Below are 15,916 nucleotides of genomic sequence, written 5' to 3'. Positions count from 1 at the left end.
CCATGCATAGCGACGAGCTCGCCTTTGTGCCGGCAACCACCGCCGCTGCACTGATTCGCAGCAAAAAGATATCGCCGGTCGAATACATCGACGCCGTGCTGTCACGGGTGGAGGCGCTGCAGCCGACGCTAAATTGCTTCGTCACGGTGACCGCAGAGCATGCTCGCGAGGCGGCCAAACTGGCGGAGGCGGCGGTGATGGCGGGCGAGCCCTTGGGTCCGCTGCACGGCATTCCGGTCAGCATCAAGGATTTATTCCGGACACAGGGCATCCGGACCACCTTCGGCAGCATCGCCCATATTGATCATGTGCCGGACCATGACGATGTGCTGGTCACCCGTCTGCGCGCAGCGGGCGCGATCGTGATTGGCAAGTCGACCACACCCGAATTCGGCATTAAGGGGCAAACCGACGCGCCGATCTATGGCAGGACGCTGAACCCCTGGGATCTCGGTCGCACGCCTGGAGGATCGAGCGGCGGCGCGGCAGCCGCGGTTGCTTCCGGCCTCGGGCCGATCGGTCTCGGCAGCGACGGAGCCGGTTCGACCCGCATTCCGGCCGCCTGCTGCGGTCTGGTGGGTTTCAAGGGCACGACCGGCGCCATTCCTTTCCAGGATTCGCGGGATGCTTTCGGCAATGTCGTAGCCGCCGGCCCGCTGACACGCACCATCGCCGATGCGGCTGTCATGCACGCCTGCATGGGGGGGGCCGATGCGCAAGACCCGTGGACGGCGAATGCCTCAGCGCTGGGCCCTGTCTCTCCAAGGCTGCTGGCGGAGACGCTGTCAGGTCTGCGCATCGGCTATATCGCCAAGGCCGCGAACAAGGCGGTGGCGGCCGATGTGGAGGCCAATACGCTCGCGTCGATCGGTGCCCTGCGCGACCTCGGTGCCGAGGTCGAGGAGGTAACCGCCGCCATCGACTGGATGAGCGACGACCAGCGCGTGCTCTATCTGTGCTCGATCGCCCATAATCTCGGGCCCATCGTCGAGCGGTTCGGCGACAAAACAGACAGCGTGCTGCGAGCCTATGTCGAGGCCGGCAAGAAATACGATGTCGCCGCCTATATCCGGGCGATCGGAGCACGGACACGGCTGTTCCGGGCGGTGCAGGATCTGTTCCTGACCTACGATCTTCTGATCTCTCCGACGCTGACCCGCACGGCCCTGCCAGCGACCTTTGACGGCGCTTTCGACAGCGTGATGATCGATGGCCAGTCCATGGGTCCCGTGCAACCGCAATGGACCGGCTTCGTCTATCCCTTCAATCTCACCGGGCATCCTGCCTTGAGCGTGCCCTCTGGCTTCGCCAATGACGGCCTTCCGACGGGTGTTCAGATCGTGGGGCCGCGGCACGGCGACGCTGATGTGCTTCGCGTCGGAGCCTTGCTGGAACAAGCACGGCCTTGGGCAGATTGCATGCCTCCGCTCGTCTAAAGCGCGTTGAGATAGCGCAGAATGCCGGTGCCGCCTTCGGTCAGATCCTGTTCAAGCGCGGCGCGGGCGCGCACGGCATCGCGCACTTTGAGAGACGCGATAAGGGCTGTGTGCCGATCGGGAATTGACGCATCGGCATTTATTTCCTCGTGATAGACTTTCAGGATCGGTCCCATGGAAACCCAGAGACTTTCAATGTGATTGACCAGAATACTCATCCGGGATAGGCGGTAGACGCCGAGATGGAAATCGCGGTTGAGCTTGTTCTCGGAGGCAAAATCCTTTTTCTCCCGGGCCGCCTCGAATTTTCGCTGAATTTCGGTCAGACTTTCGATGTCCGCCTCTTCGGCAAGGCCGGCGGCGAGTTCCACCGCCAGGCCCTCCAGCGCCAGTCGAATGGTCCGAATTTCCATGTAGCGCTCAAGCGTCAAGTCTGGCACGGTCACAAAACGGCCCGAGCGAAGTTCGAGGCCACGTTCGCTGACGAGGCGAAGACAGGCCTCACGCACAGGTGTGACGCTGGTTCCCAGCTTCGTGGCAAGCTCGTGGATGATGATCCGTTCACCAGGCCTGAACGAGCCCTCCGTCAGAGCGTCCCTGAGCATAAGATAAACCCTGAAGGAAAGGCTACCCTGGTCTACCGCGGCTATCACGTCACGCTCCTTGTTTCTCCGCATCGACCAAGCCACCGTGCGGCTTAAATTTCAAGTGACGAAGTATATGATATACGTTAAGCACAGCCTATCGGGTTGTAAGGGAGATGGTTGCCATGTGGCAGGGCGCACGGACCGGCTTTGTTGCGCTTTTGGCTAGCACGGGGGATTCTGGTGCAAACTGAGTGTTTGGTGGATTGCACAAAAATATGGTCTCATATCCTCATGCTTCTAGCACTGCATTCCAGATAGCGGGCGTGGTTGTGCCTTCGATGCTCAATTTCCGGAGGTTGAATTGCCCTTCGTATACGCGGCGCATCAATTCAATTCCGGCAAGTGTAATCGAGGCTGTCTTGAAACGTTCGAAGCCGAGCGTAGGCCCTGTTCTGGCCTTCATCCCACGATGATTCTGCTCGATCAAATTGTTCAAATATTTTGACGACCGCAGCTTTGTGCCGGCCGCCAATAAGCCGTCCTCCTTCATCTCATGCACGGCCCGGTGGGAAGCCGCATATCCGTCCAACGTGGTCGTCCGCGGCGCAGATCCTTGGCGTTTGATCGCTTTGCTGAAGAACGCTTTGGCAGCGGCCACATCGCGCCGGCGGCTCAGACGGAAATCCAAGGTTTGGCCAGACCTATCAACCGCCCGATAAAGATACACCCATTCTCCCCGGACCTTGATATAGGTTGCGTCAACTTTCCATGATTGCCCGGCCGGAATGGCGAAGCGCTGCCAGCGTCGTTCGCATTCGGGTGTATAGCGGCGCACCCATCGCATGATGGTGGTGTGCGCCATCGATAGGCCGCGCTCCGCCATCATCTCTACCAAATCGCGGAAACTGAGCTTGAAACGCAGATACCACCGTATACACAAAATGATGATCCGAAAACAACTATCCAAGACCACCATCCGTATCCAACCATTATCCACCGGGATTACCACACCGACAGAATTTTGCACCAGAACCCTCCAGCTTGCGTCGTCCCTGCAGAACGATCACGCCGCGCTCGAGAAGAAGAGTGCGTAGTTGATTGATCAGAGCTGTCCGCTCACTAACCAGCCGATCGCGTGCACGATGAAAGCTCTCCATGTTGAGCCGCGTCTCGCTCTTTAGCTCGACGAACCGCATCGCCGGCCTGGTGGCGGCTTCGGCAATTGCCTCGGCATCCCGGTCGTCGTTCTTCTGTGCCTTAACGTAGGAACACACATATTCAGGTGGCTTAAGCCGGACCTCGTGCCCTTGATCTTGCATTTTCGACCGAGCGGCGCTGACGGGGATCTTGTTTGTGTTGCTGACCGGCATTCCATGGGAAATGCTGCCTCGGGAGTTGGGTTGCGGTTCTGGCGCGCCCTGTTGGATGTGTCTTCGGGATTGGCAGATAGCCGGTGTGTGGGACGGTTTACATCGTGAGTTGCTGACGCGCCTCTATCAAGCTGACTGGCTGGATTGGGGCCGGGCCTGCATGGATACGCTTCGACTGCAGCAAAAGGGGAGCGAAGCCACAGGACCGAGCCCTAGGGATCGCGGACGCCCGGATACGAAACGCCACATCATCACCGATCGACAGGGCGTTCCGAATACAGTCCTTTTGACTAGAGCCATTATTCATGATAGCCGCATGCTTAAGTGACTTCTTGATGCCCTTCCATCCCTGCATGGAAAGCGGGGACGCCCAAGGCGCCGGCCGGGGAAACTGCATGCTGACAAGGGATATGATTACACGCGTTGTCGTAGGGCATGCACATACCGCGGCTTCAAACATCGGATTGCCAGAAAAGCGATTGAAAGCAGCAGCCATCTTGGAAAACATCGTTGGGTTGTCGAGCGAACCTTTGCCTGGCTCCCTCGGTTCGGGCGCCTTACTGTCCGTTACGAACGCAGAGCCAACATTCATCTCGCCTTCACTCTGATCGCAGGCTCTTTGATCTGTATGCGCGCACTCACATGATGGTTTTGAAAAGCTCTCTTAGCCTTCAAGATGTTGGGGCGGCACGATATCGGGTCGCCGCCGCTGTAATCTTGCGAGTGCCGGGTTGTCTGTCCGCAGAATGTCTCGCGGACAGGCCACTCGCGTGCCATAGGCGTTCGGGTTCAGAGCTTTCAAGTAAACTATGACTATACCCATACTGGAAACCAAACGCCTGCTGATGCGCCCGCCCATCGCGGACGACTTCGACGCTTGGGCCGCCTTCCTGGCCGACGAGCACTCGACACGCTTTCTCGGCGGTCCCCAGACCCGCACCCAAGCCTGGCGCAGCATTGCGATCGCTGCCGGTTGCTGGTCGCTGCAGGGCTTCTCCATGTTTTCCGTAATCGAGAAAGAGACTGGCCAGTGGATCGGCCGCATCGGCCCCTGGCGTCCAGTGGGCTGGCCCGGCAACGAAATCACTTGGGGCATCACCCGTGCTGCCCAAGGGCGGGGCTTTGCCCTGGAAGGCACCATTGCCGCGATCGATTGGGTTTTCGCGACGCTCGATTGGACGGAGGTCATCCACACGATTGAGCAGGCCAACGAGGGCTCGGCAGCCCTCGCTCGGCGATTAGGCTCGGTTCTGTGCGGGAAAGTGGATCGGCCGGAACCTTTCGTTGGGGCAGAGGCGGATCTTTGGATGCAGACGCGGGGGGAGTGGTTGGGACGGAGGGCTTAAACGCACCTCCCATCAACGGTCGAGGCGGACGGTAAGATCTCAAGACGTCAATATGCCTTCGGGAAGGCTCTGTCGTGTGTGTGACCATACACCGCCACGCGGGTGCAGGCGTGGCTGGGACCTGCGACCAATTCATTGCTTGTGATTCAGGATTGCAGTTTTGATCAGCCAGGCCAAGGGGGAGTTGGCGCTCCCAATTTTGAGTTCTTCCGCATAAAGCGTGCAGATCGACTGGCTATTGAATGCAGAATCCGAGCGCGAAGGAGTTGGAATCCTGCGCGGCCATGCATTGTGCGCTTGATCATTTTTAGCTTGTTGATCTGCCCTTCGACCGGGCTGGTGGTCCAGGGTGTCGCCGGCGCATTCTTGATGGCATTGACGTCGCGCCTAAGACTTGTGGCAAATCTTGCAAGCGGCGTCGTCTCGCCGATCTCAAGCAGGGTTCTGCGCCGCCCGAGAGGGGGCGGCCTGGGCAACGATCTGGACCGCGTCGCGGCGTAGTTGTTCGATAAAGGCTATCAACAGGCATCCGCGAAGGTTTACCTCAGCCGATTGGGACGGTTCAGCAAAGTCGTTTTGGGATTGGATCAAGGAAGGTTATTTCTCAATCTGTGATCGACAACTTTCTCGCCGAATATACAACCAACGCGTCCCGCGTCGGCGCACGGACCGCGGTCGCCCTGACAGGTCGGCGAGACGGTTTGTGTACCTACCACGACGAGGTACGACCTCATCGAGAGGTTCAATAAATGTCCGGCGCCCGCAAGCCGATTGGGAACATCGGAGACGTGGTGCTAAGACGACCAGGATGGTCCGTTGCCCTTGCCAAGGCCGATCGGAAAGCTTTCGATGATAGCGACTGTGAATTTGCCGCGAATGATCGCCGCAAGCCGGACAGCGCGCAGACCGCGCCCGCGGTTCAACGTCGATCCATACGCCATCGGACTTCGAAGCAACCTGGCATAGTAACAAGCACGAGGGAATTTCGAGAGGATGACGACAAAGCACAGCGTACAGGATCCAATGAGTTGTGAATCCCTACGCTCTCAGATCTTGACTCGGAGTACAACCCATATCTGCACGCTTTATGCGGAAGAACCCAAAGTTCGCTAGCAGACCCACCGTGCTGTCGATTCATCCTGGGTGGGTGTCAACCGAAATGGGCACGCTCGTAGGCACCGTTGAGGCTGAAATGGCGCTGGAGCCGAGCGTGCGCAGCGTTGCTGATGTCGTCGAGCGCCACATGGCTTCGGGCGAGAGCCTATGTCTCGATTGGGAGGATTATTCCTTCGGGTGGTAGCGACTGTCGCTCCTCCGCGCTGCCTGTCGCCCGCCCGACCGCTTTATCGCGTTTCCACCCTGGAGTGGACAGACCGGTAACCACCCGATGTTGCGAGGCCGTATGCCAAGGGGCAGCGATATTACGGAGCTGCTGCGGGCCTGCCTCGTGGTCCTCAAGCTGCCCGAGTGCGTCGAACCGTATCGCCCGCGGCGGCCGCCGATCTGGCACGTCAGCGACGCCATCGCCTTCATTGAGGCACGCCTCTGCCGCGTGCCAGACCAAGGGTGCTCCTCATGGCCTTGCCGCCCCCGATCGATGCCGCGGCACTTCAGCCAGCTGCATTTCAGCGGGAAGCCCGTTGTCGCATCAGGCATCCCCCTGTCCGACCGATGCTTCGCAACCCATCTCCCGAAGCATCTCGCATATCCGCAGGGCGGCGGGCTTCAAATGAGCCATAAATCGGACTGAAAGACGCGGAACCGGCCGCTGCCGTGCATAGATCGCGACAAGGTCTACGGGGATCGTCGGCCTCACTTCCCGAATGACCAGGCCCTGTCCAAGGCCAGAGAGGAGAACGACGGGGTCCGTGACAAAGATGCCAGTGCCGCTGCGTACCATGCTCAGTGCTGCAAAGGACAGATTCGTTTCGACTACGCGCCTGATCCGCACACCGGTTTCCTCGATGCGCCGATGCAAATATAGACCGGGCGTATTCAGCGGATCGAGCAGGATTACCTGCTCATCGGCGAGATCCGTTAGTTCGATCTCGGTTCTGGCTGCGAGGCGGTGGTCCGGTCGCAGCACGCACACCATCGGCGCCCGGATTACTGGTTCGATAGCAACGGCCGGGTCGTCCACGGGGGCATAGACGAAGCCTAGGTCCGCTCCTTCCTGCCGGACCTGCCTTACCACTTCCCTGATGACGTAAGCGTTGAGCTTTACGTTTACGCGCGGCCGCTCTTTGAGAAAACTGGTAACAGCGGCAGGCAGGATGCAGGCGGCGACGTTCGGCATCGAGGCGATCTGCAACGACCCTGCTCCGGCATCCCGCAACTCCGTGGCGCGGCCCTGCAGCACGCCCATTTGCCCGAGAAGCCGCTCAGCCTCCGGCAGCAGCAGCCGGGCCTCCCCTGTCGGGCTTATGCGGCTTCCAAAGCGTACAAACAGCGTCAGGCCCAGCTGCGCCTCGAGCTCCTTAAGCGACTGGCTGACGGCCGGCTGCGAAACGCCGAGCAGCCGTGCTGCTTCGGTAAGATTCCGCGTGAGCATAATCAGGCGGAAGACCTCGATCTGGCGCAAAGTGGTCGACATAAACAAAACTTATCACAGGATACCTAATTCCTGGTAGACCTTAGTGCGCATCTGGCCAAGATTGTGGGAGGAAAAGCGGCTCAGGAATCTTATGGCTCAAGCAACTCAGCCCACCATCGATATGTTCACCATGGTGGTCTTGCGTCGCCGCTTTGAAGCCATCATCGGGGACATGGTCAACGCGCTCTTCAAATCGGGCCGTTCCGGGGTTCTGAACACGGCCAAAGACTTCACCTGCAGCATCACGGACGCAAAGCTGCAGACGGTCAGTGCCGCGGTCGGTCTGCCGGTACACGCGAGCGCGATCGACCTCATCCCACGTGCGGTCGTCGAAAAATATGGCGACGACATTCGGCCGGGGGACTGCTTCGCCAACAACAGCGCCTACCACGGCAATACCCACTGCGGCGACTTTACGCTGTGTGCGCCTGTGTTCTTCGAGGGCAAACTTGTGTTTCACACAATTGCTCGCGCCCATCTGGCCGACATGGGCTTCCCCACGCCCACGACCTACGGCCCGCTCGCGCGGGACGTTTATGAGGAAGGATTGTTGATCCCCTGCGTCCGGATCCAGCGCGAGCGTCGCGATGTGACGGAGGTCATCGACATCTGCAAGGCAAACATCCGAGCGCCATCGCAATTCTACGGTGATTATCTTGCCTGCCTTGCCGCCGTTCGCACCGGGGAACGCGGTATCGAAGAGCTGTGCGTCCGGTATGGCCGGGAGACTGTACTAGCCTTCCTCGATCAATATCAGGACTATGCGGAGCGTATGACGGTCGAGGCCATCCGGCGCCTGCCAGCTTTCAGAGTTGAGAAAGAGGCTTTCCACGATGCCGTCATCCCCGGTGCGCCAGGCATTCCGGTTCGCGCCATTCTGACGATCGATCCTGACGCCGCGATGATCGAGATCGACTTGCGCAATAATGTCGACAATCTTCCGCTCGGCATCAACATGAGTGAGAGTACTACGACGGCGAGCTGCCGCAATGGGGTGCTCAGCATGCTCGGTCCTGACATTCCGCGCTGCACCGGCGCTTACAGGCGGATCCGCCTGCTGCTGCGTGAAGGGGCTGCGGTCGGAAAGCCACGGTTTCCGGCAGCCACGTCCGCCGCGACGACGAATTTGTGCCAGGTGCTGTCGCCGCTGGTGCAGTCGCTCTTTGCCGGTGTCGCGCCGGGTCTTGGCGCCGGTTTCGCTACTGTCGGCAATCCAGCCTCATGCGCCGTTGTCTCTGGACGTGACATGCGCCATGGCGGGCGCGCCTTCGCCAACCAAATCATCATGGGCTACTGGGGCGGCGGCGGAGTCCATGGTCATGACGGGTGGCTGACCAACGGCGGCAGCGGGGCTGCGGGTGTGCTCAACCAGGCAAGTGTGGAAATCGTCGAGCAACAGCAGCCGATCATCGTCGAGCGGTTGGAAGTCGGCGAAGACTCCGCCGGACCCGGCCAATGGGATGGTGCGCCGGGCGCCCTTTGTGTCTATCGCGCGCGGCAGGATGAGGTCCGGTTCACAGCGAACTCCGGCGGTCGCGATCATCCCCCTGCCGGCATCGCCATGGGCCGGGCAGGGGGCTTCAACCGCACCTGGAAGATCGACACTGACGGCAGAAAGACGGAAATGCCCGCGTTCCTCGATACCGTGCTGCAGAAAGGCGAAAGCCTGGTATCGCAGGCCTGTGGCGGAGGCGGCTTCGGCGATCCTCTCAAACGCGATCCTGGACGGGTGGCGCAGCGGCTGGAGGAGGGCTGGATTTCCAAGTCCCATGCCAGTGAATTGTACGGCGTTGTGACCTCGTACGACGGAGAGAGAGTCCTGGTCGACGTGCCCGCGACCGAAGTCCGGCGCGCAAGCCTCGGTGAGGACATCCGCCAGTGAGCGCCGTTGCCATATCATTGGACATCGGCGGAACATTCACGGACTTCGTCGTCCGTGATGCTGAAGGCGGAATTGAGACCTATAAATCATCCACGACGAACGGCCGCATCTCTGACGGCATCTTCAACGGCCTGACGATGATCGCCGAGCGGCGGGGTGTCCGCCTCAGCGGCCTCCTTGGAGAATGTCGTAGCTTCGCCTGCGGCACGACTGTTGCCACCAACGCCATTCTTGAACGCAAAACGGCGAAGACAGCGCTGCTCTGCACCGAGGGATTTCGCGATACTCTCCTCATCAGGGAGGGGGGCAAGGCGGACACGTATAATCTATGGGTCGACTTTCCTGAGCCCTTTCTGCCTCGGCGACTGACGTTCGGGATCACCGAGCGTATGAACGCGGAGGGCGGGATGGAGACACCCCTTGACGAAGCCCAGGTGCACGCCGCCATTGCGCAGATGAAGCATTGGGGGGTGGAGGCGGTCGCGGTCTCGCTGCTGTGGTCGATCTCCAACCCGGCGCACGAGATCCGCATTGGAGAAATCATTGCGGAGACCTGGCCTGAGATACCTGTCTCCCTCGGCCATCAGGTCCACCCGACGATCCGGGAATACCGGCGCACCTCGGCCACGGCGATCGACGCCTCGCTGAAACCGATCGTCTACCGCAACGTCAACGAACTTCGGGCGAGGCTCGAGACGAGCGGCTTCTCCGGAGTGCTGACCCTCGTCACCTCGAACGGCGGCCGCACCTCGATCGAGGAGGTGATGGCCAAGCCCGTCTACCTGTGCATGTCCGGGCCATCGGCCATTCCACATGCCGGCAGCGAGATAGCGCGCATGGAGCGCATTGACCATGGCAACATCATCACCGTCGATATGGGTGGAACCAGCTTCGACGTGAGCGTCACGACGGCTTGGCAGACGCCCATGCATCGCGAGGGCATGATCGGCGGTGAGCTTTTCGGCGTCCCTTCTGTGGAAGTATTGACCATTGGCGCTGGCGGAGGCTCCATCGCCCGCGTCGATACCGGTGGATTTATCCACGTTGGGCCAGAGAGCGCAGGTGCTTTCCCGGGCCCCGCATGCTACGGCCGCGGCGGCCAGCGGGCCACGGTCACCGATGCCAATCTCGTGCGCGGCCTGATCGATCCCGACGGTTTCGCGGATGGCCAGATGCAGCTTTCGCGGGCCGCAGCCGAAAAGGTGATTGCCGACGACATCGGGATGCCCCTTGGCATGACGGTTGCCGAAGCCGCCAGCCTTATTTGCCTGACGATCGAGCAGAACATGGTCGGCGCGATCGAGGAAATAACGGTGCGTCGCGGTGTTGATCCTCGCGATTTCCTGCTTGTCTCCGGAGGGTCAGCGGGCGGCTTGCATGCAGCGGCCATCGCGCGGGAACTCGGCATTTGCCGGGTCATCGTGCCCCGCGCCGCTGGGGTGCTCAGTGCCTTCGGAATCGACCGCGGCGATGTTAAATTCAACTTCGGCCAGAGCTTGTTCACAAGCAGCCTCGGTTTCGCGTACGAACGGGTCGGAAAGGTGCTCGCTGAGTTGGAGAGGGAGGGGCGCGCGTACCTTGACCGCATGGGGGTGCCGGATCAACACCGTGAGCTGCAGTTTACGGCAGAGGCCCGATACGCCGGACAGGTCTGGCAGCTTTCCGTGCCGCTTGCACGGCCGGAGATTCGCGACGAGACGGACCTTGCGGTGTTCATAGAGGCGTTCCATAGGCTGCATGAAACGCATTATTCGGTGCGGTCGCCTGAGGATGCTGTCGAGATCACCGAATTCAACCTGGTCGCAATCGGTCGTGGTGAGCCACGAGTTGAGAGCGACAAGATCGCCAAAGTCCAGTCCGTTCCACAGCCGAAGTGGCGGCGCGTCTTCCTGAAGGAGGAGGGCGGCGAAATCGACCTCGCGGTCTATGATCTCGAAACGATGCCGTTCGGCCATACGGTCGAAGGGCCTTGTCTGATACAGGATAAACTGACGGTCTCACTCGTCCCGAGTGCCGCGAAAGCCTACGTTACCGAACATCATAGCATACTCATCGATCTCGTGAATCCGGAACTTACGCCGGCCACAAGTCAGACGGCGGCATCGTCCTGAGGACACAGACTAACCCAGATCCTCCGGCGAACGATCCGAGAATTCGTGAAGGAGCTAATATGCGCAAAATCTTCCTGCGGTGTATGGTCACCGCTCTCGCCTTCCTTCCTCTGTCGGCGATGGCCCAGAAGGAACCTATCAAAATCGGCATCGTGCAGGCACAGACCGGCGCGCTGGCCGATTCTTTCGGCATCCCGTCCGCGCAGGGGGCGATCCTGGCCATGGAGCAGATCAATGCCCGCGGCGGCATCGACGGGCGCCAGTTGGTCGCGGTGTCGCGCGATGACCGCACGTCCATCGAACCGACGGTGATCGCGTTCCAGGAACTTGTGCGCGATCCAGATCTGCTGGCCATTATCGGGCCGAGCACGTCCGGTGCCGCAATGGCGGTCCGCCAGATCATCGACGAGAACCAGATCCCGGAACTGTCCATCGCCTACGGCACTGCGCTGACGGCAAGCAATTACAGCTGGTATTACCGGGTCGGGCCGTCGCTCGAAACCGGCAATCAGGCGCTCCTCGCCGCCATCGTCAAACACCTTGGCAAAGGTCAACGGCTTGCAACTCTTGCCCTGGCTGACGCCGGTGGCAATGATGGTGCACGAGATGCGAAGCGCCGCGCGCCGAGTTACGGGATGACCGCGGTTGACAGCGAGGATTACAGATACGGTGACACCGACTTCACGGCGCAGCTCACGAGGATTAAAAGCTCAGGAGCCACCGCACTGCTTTCGCTCACCCAGGGCATCGCGACCAACGCCATGATCCGTGCAGTCGAACAGCTCGGGATGGATAAAATGATGATCGTCGGTCCGAACGGACTTGCCGACGCGCAATCGCAGGCCCTCGCCGGGAACCGGCTGAACGGCGTCGTATTCTGGGACTATGCTTGTCTCGACGATCCTGCCAACCAGAACCTGCCGGCGTTGAAGCGCGATTATCTGGCGCGATACAACAAGCCGCTCTCCAACGGTGCCATCAACGGCTATGACATGATGCGCATGATCGGCGTGAGCCTGCAGTCCCTGGCCGATGAGAACAAGCCGCTGACGCGCGCCAACCTCAATGACAAGCTCGATCACCTGAGCTTCGACGGCATCGGCACGAATTATAGATTCACGTCGGAATGGCACAATGGCCCGCATCTGGAGCAGATCCCGCTCTGCACCTTCCAGAACGGCAAGCGTATTCCGTGGACGCCATGACGGCGCGGGTGAAGCAGGCTTGCCATGACTGATCTTGCCATGATGCCGCAACTGCTCGCGAGCGGCATCATGATGGGCTGTGTCTACGGACTGCTCGCCCTCTGCTTCTATGTCGTCCATGCCGGCACCGGCATCATCAACTTTGCCCAGGGCGATTTCGTCGTGCTGGGCTTGATTGCGATCTGGACCTGCATCGTGGCGTTCCACATGCCGCTGCTGCTCGCGATCCCGCTGACCGTCCTCGCCACGGGCCTGACCGTGGGCTTGCTGGAGCGGTTGCTGATCGCGCCTGCGCGATCGCGGGAACCCTCCGTCCAGCTGCTGATCACGCTGGCGCTCGGCATCCTGATCCGCGGCCTGATCCAGCTGCTTTGGGGCTCTCAGCCGCAGTCTGTGCCGTCCTTCTCCGGTGACGCGCCGATCCACCTTGCGGGCGCTGCCATCCTGCCGCAGGCGCTCTGGATCGTCGGTGGCACTATGGTGATCCTGGCGGTTCTGCACTTCGTTTTCACGCGTACCTTGTTCGGCCTTGCCTTGCGCGGCGCGGCGGGTGACCGGGAGGGTGCACGGGTCATCGGACTTAATGCCGGGCTGATCAGCTTCTACGCCTTCGGGCTGAGTGCGCTGATCAGCGGTGCCGCCGCTGCTGTCATTGCGCCGGTTATCAGCGCCAATCCCCTGATCGGGTTGAGCCTCTCTCTGAAGGGATTTGCCGGCGCCATCCTCGGCGGCATCGATCGGCCGCAGACCGCGGTGCTTGGAGGCGTCTTCATCGGCATCCTCGAAACCTTCGTCGCCGGTCTGATCTCCTCGGACTATCAGAACATGTTCGTCTTCGGTGTGTTGATGCTGGTGATCGTTATTCGACCGGCGGGCCTGCTGGGGAAACGGACCTGATCGATGGGGAAGCTGGAGCTCGGCATCTATCTCGCGCTGCCCGTCGTCGCCGGATTTCTGTTGCAAGGAAATGACTACGCGCTGACCATTCTGGCCTTCATGCTCATCTATGGCGTGCTGGCGATGGCGACGACGATCTGTACCGGCCATGCCGGGCAGGTCACGCTGGCGCAAGCCGGTTTCTTCGGTATTGGCGCCTATGCTGCGGTACTTGTGACGCTTGACCTCGATCTGCCCTTCGTCTTCGGCTTCATCGCGTCACTGGTCGTCTCGGGTGCGGTCGGCTATGCGCTGGGCGTGCCGATCCTGAGGGTGAAAGGGCATTTTCTGGGTCTGATCACCCTGGCCTTTACGCAGGTCGTGTATGAAGTGGCGTTGCATTGGGAGTCTCTCACGGGCGGCTTCAACGGACTTTTCGGCATGACGAAGCCGGTTCTGCCGATTCCCGGAATCGAGCCGCTCTATAGCTTCATTCTGATTTTGACGGCGTTCTGGTTTGCCGTTCTCCTGGCGGCCGATAATCTCGTCCATTCGCGCTATGGCCGGGCCATGCATATGCTGAAGGTGACGGAACAGGGCGCGCAGGCCTGCGGGATCAATGTATCCCGCTATAAGAGTGATGCCTTTGCCCTCTCGGCAGCGCTATGCGGCGGTGCCGGCGCATTTTACGGGCACTTCATCGGCTATATCGGACCCGATTCCTTCACGATCGACGTCTCCATCGCGGCGATAGCCATGGCGATCGTCGGCGGCATAGGCGATCTGCGGGGCGCGATTCTCGGTAGCGTGCTGCTAACTTTTCTGAACGAGCCGTTGCGGAATCACCCGCTCTATCAGCCTGTGATGTATGGCGCGGTCATTCTGCTCGCACTCATCGTCTTGCCGGAGGGCATCGTGCCTTCAGTCCTTCGCATCGCCCGCCCGAGACCGCCTGCATGAAGGTTCATGGATGATTCTCTCAATCGATGCCATCTCGAAGAGCTTTGGTGGCGTACAGGCCTTGGATGGCGTGACCTTCGACGTGAGCGAAGGTACGATCTTCGGGTTGATCGGACCGAATGGTGCCGGCAAGACCACGACCTTTAACATGATATCGGGAATGCTGCGGCCCGATAGCGGCGAGGTGCGCTTCGGGGGCAAGCGGCTTGACAAGCTCAGCCCCGATCGCCGGGCCGGGTTGTCGATCGCCCGAACTTTCCAGCACGTTCAGCTGATGCCCGGTGAGACGGTCATCGAGAATGTGATGGCCGGCGCCCATTTGCGGGGGCGGAGCGGCATGATGGGCGCGGTCCTGCGACTGCCCAGGCAGCGGCGCGAGGAACTGGCCATACGGCAGCTGGCGACGGAGGCGCTGACGCTTGTGGGACTGGCGAAACTCGCGTCCCGCGAGGCCGGCGAACTCGCCTACGGCCAGCAGCGGCTGATCGAACTCGCCCGTGCGCTCGCCATGCAGCCCAAACTGCTGCTCCTCGACGAACCGGCGGCCGGGCTCAATGATGCCGAGACCGAGGCGCTGGGCGTCCTCATTCGCCGCATCCGCGAGACCGGCGTGACGATCCTGTTGGTCGAGCATGCCATGACCCTGGTGATGGGCGTCAGCGATCGCATCGCGGTGCTGGATTTCGGCCGCAAGATTGCCGAAGGATCGCCTGACGAGATCCGTCGTGATCAGGACGTGATCGCCGCCTATCTCGGCGTGCCGGATGATGACGATGCTTGAGGCCTCCGATCTCCAGGTGCGATACGGTCCTGTCGTCGCGCTCGACAATGTATCCGTGAAGATGGACGGCGGAGAGATCGTTGCCATCGTCGGCGCAAACGGTGTGGGCAAGACGACCCTGATGCGTACGCTTGCGGGATTGCTGCAGCCGGTGGCAGGAACGATCACGTTCGCGGGCAGGGATGTGACGCGTCTCGGATCGCATCACCTGATCCGCCAGGGCATCACGCTTGTTCCCGAGGGCCGGCATCTCTTCGCCGATCTGACGGTCGACGAGAATCTTAGGCTCGGCGCTTTCCACTGGCGGCGAAAAGCCCATCGCGGTGAGATAGACAGCGAACTCGCGAAAGTCTACGCGCTGTTTCCCGATCTGCTGCGTCGGAAAACTCAGCTGGCCGGAACCTTGTCGGGCGGTCAGCAGCAGATGGTGGCCGTCGGCCGAGGCCTGATGTCGCGACCGACCTGCCTCCTGCTCGACGAACCCTCATTGGGCCTCGCCCCGCTAGTGATCCGTCAGATCTTCCGCACGCTGGTGTCGCTGAGGGATACTTCGGGACTCTCGATCATCTTAGTTGAGCAGGATGCCGAGGCGGCCTTGCGGATTGCGGACCGCGGCTACGTCATGCAGCGCGCGAGGGTCGTGTTATCGGGAACGGGCGCAGAATTACGGGCCAATAAGCTCACCCGGGAGATCTACTTCGGCGGCCTTGCTCAAATCTAGCGTTTGCTAAAGCCTAATCATCATATCATAACTTGTATTGTCAATGTC

General features: G+C 60.7%; 16 protein-coding genes and 1 pseudogene. 12 read left to right on the top strand and 5 right to left on the bottom strand.

Translation table 11 applies throughout. The annotated features are described in order from the left end of the window. Positions 1-2 precede the first annotated feature (2 nt). Complete coding sequence (locus ACELLULO517_RS26425; RefSeq protein ID WP_227310529.1) at positions 3-1,436, top strand: amidase; 1,434 nt, start codon at positions 3-5, stop codon at positions 1,434-1,436. Here ACELLULO517_RS26425 and ACELLULO517_RS26420 read toward each other — a convergent pair. From ACELLULO517_RS26420 to ACELLULO517_RS26410, 3 genes and pseudogenes are all read right to left on the bottom strand, one after another. Beyond that, on the bottom strand, positions 1,433-2,041 hold the full coding sequence (locus ACELLULO517_RS26420; RefSeq protein WP_227310528.1) for a GntR family transcriptional regulator: 609 nt from the start codon (positions 2,039-2,041) through the stop codon (positions 1,433-1,435). The genes ACELLULO517_RS26425 and ACELLULO517_RS26420 overlap by 4 nt on opposite strands. A gap of 271 nt (positions 2,042-2,312) precedes the next feature. Next, positions 2,313-2,999 carry an IS6 family transposase gene (locus ACELLULO517_RS26415; protein WP_227310554.1) on the bottom strand — a complete coding sequence of 229 codons (687 nt, stop codon included), beginning with the start codon at positions 2,997-2,999 and terminating at the stop codon, positions 2,313-2,315. 61 nt (positions 3,000-3,060) lie between these two features. Then, a pseudogene (locus ACELLULO517_RS26410) lies at positions 3,061-3,393 on the bottom strand (IS110 family transposase); the annotation flags it as partial. A gap of 10 nt (positions 3,394-3,403) precedes the next feature. Between ACELLULO517_RS26410 and ACELLULO517_RS29115 the strand changes: the two are divergent. The 3 genes from ACELLULO517_RS29115 to ACELLULO517_RS26395 all read left to right on the top strand — a co-directional run bounded on the left by ACELLULO517_RS29115 (position 3,404) and on the right by ACELLULO517_RS26395 (position 4,739). Next, positions 3,404-3,721, top strand: a complete 318-nt coding sequence (locus ACELLULO517_RS29115; RefSeq protein ID WP_406566300.1) for a hypothetical protein — start codon at positions 3,404-3,406, stop codon at positions 3,719-3,721. Between the two features lie 21 nt (positions 3,722-3,742). Continuing rightward, positions 3,743-4,039 carry a transposase gene (locus ACELLULO517_RS29110; RefSeq protein ID WP_227310552.1) on the top strand — a complete coding sequence of 99 codons (297 nt, stop codon included), beginning with the start codon at positions 3,743-3,745 and terminating at the stop codon, positions 4,037-4,039. Positions 4,040-4,202: 163 nt separating this feature from the next. Next, positions 4,203-4,739, top strand: a complete 537-nt coding sequence (locus ACELLULO517_RS26395; protein WP_227310527.1) for a GNAT family N-acetyltransferase — start codon at positions 4,203-4,205, stop codon at positions 4,737-4,739. A 597-nt stretch (positions 4,740-5,336) separates the two neighbouring features. Here ACELLULO517_RS26395 and ACELLULO517_RS29105 read toward each other — a convergent pair. Beyond that, positions 5,337-5,747 carry a transposase family protein gene (locus tag ACELLULO517_RS29105; RefSeq protein WP_227310525.1) on the bottom strand — a complete coding sequence of 137 codons (411 nt, stop codon included), beginning with the start codon at positions 5,745-5,747 and terminating at the stop codon, positions 5,337-5,339. 151 nt (positions 5,748-5,898) lie between these two features. Between ACELLULO517_RS29105 and ACELLULO517_RS26385 the strand changes: the two genes are divergently transcribed. Further along, a complete protein-coding gene (locus tag ACELLULO517_RS26385) occupies positions 5,899-6,039 on the top strand; it encodes a hypothetical protein (RefSeq protein ID WP_227310524.1) in 141 nt (46 codons plus the stop codon). A gap of 348 nt (positions 6,040-6,387) precedes the next feature. On the opposite strand, the gene ACELLULO517_RS26380 is transcribed toward ACELLULO517_RS26385, so the two are convergent. Next, complete coding sequence (locus tag ACELLULO517_RS26380; protein ID WP_227310522.1) at positions 6,388-7,332, bottom strand: LysR family transcriptional regulator; 945 nt, start codon at positions 7,330-7,332, stop codon at positions 6,388-6,390. Positions 7,333-7,375: 43 nt separating this feature from the next. On the opposite strand from ACELLULO517_RS26380, the gene ACELLULO517_RS26375 reads away from it, so the two are divergent. The 7 genes from ACELLULO517_RS26375 to ACELLULO517_RS26345 are packed head-to-tail and all read left to right on the top strand — an operon-like array spanning position 7,376 to position 15,868. Then, positions 7,376-9,214: a hydantoinase B/oxoprolinase family protein gene (locus ACELLULO517_RS26375; protein WP_227310521.1), complete on the top strand. Its 1,839-nt coding sequence runs from the start codon at positions 7,376-7,378 to the stop codon at positions 9,212-9,214. Further along, entirely contained in the window at positions 9,211-11,325 is a 2,115-nt protein-coding gene (locus ACELLULO517_RS26370; protein WP_227310519.1) for a hydantoinase/oxoprolinase family protein, read from the top strand. Before ACELLULO517_RS26375 ends, ACELLULO517_RS26370 begins: the two co-directional genes overlap by 4 nt. Before the next feature lie 59 nt (positions 11,326-11,384). Further along, positions 11,385-12,530, top strand: coding sequence for an ABC transporter substrate-binding protein (locus ACELLULO517_RS26365; protein ID WP_227310517.1), 1,146 nt, complete (start codon positions 11,385-11,387; stop codon positions 12,528-12,530). 24 nt (positions 12,531-12,554) lie between these two features. After that, complete coding sequence (locus ACELLULO517_RS26360; RefSeq protein WP_227310516.1) at positions 12,555-13,427, top strand: branched-chain amino acid ABC transporter permease; 873 nt, start codon at positions 12,555-12,557, stop codon at positions 13,425-13,427. Between the two features lie 3 nt (positions 13,428-13,430). After that, positions 13,431-14,366 (top strand): branched-chain amino acid ABC transporter permease, encoded by a 936-nt coding sequence (locus tag ACELLULO517_RS26355; protein WP_227310514.1) that lies wholly within the window; start codon positions 13,431-13,433, stop codon positions 14,364-14,366. 10 nt (positions 14,367-14,376) lie between these two features. Further along, a complete protein-coding gene (locus ACELLULO517_RS26350) occupies positions 14,377-15,147 on the top strand; it encodes an ABC transporter ATP-binding protein (protein ID WP_227310512.1) in 771 nt (256 codons plus the stop codon). Continuing rightward, a complete protein-coding gene (locus tag ACELLULO517_RS26345; protein ID WP_227310510.1) occupies positions 15,131-15,868 on the top strand; it encodes an ABC transporter ATP-binding protein in 738 nt (245 codons plus the stop codon). Before ACELLULO517_RS26350 ends, ACELLULO517_RS26345 begins: the two co-directional genes overlap by 17 nt. Positions 15,869-15,916 lie beyond the last annotated feature (48 nt).

The organism is Acidisoma cellulosilyticum, assembly GCF_020621385.1.
GTDB lineage: Bacteria > Pseudomonadota > Alphaproteobacteria > Acetobacterales > Acetobacteraceae > Acidisoma > Acidisoma cellulosilyticum.
This window is presented reverse-complemented; position numbering and strand designations above follow the sequence as displayed.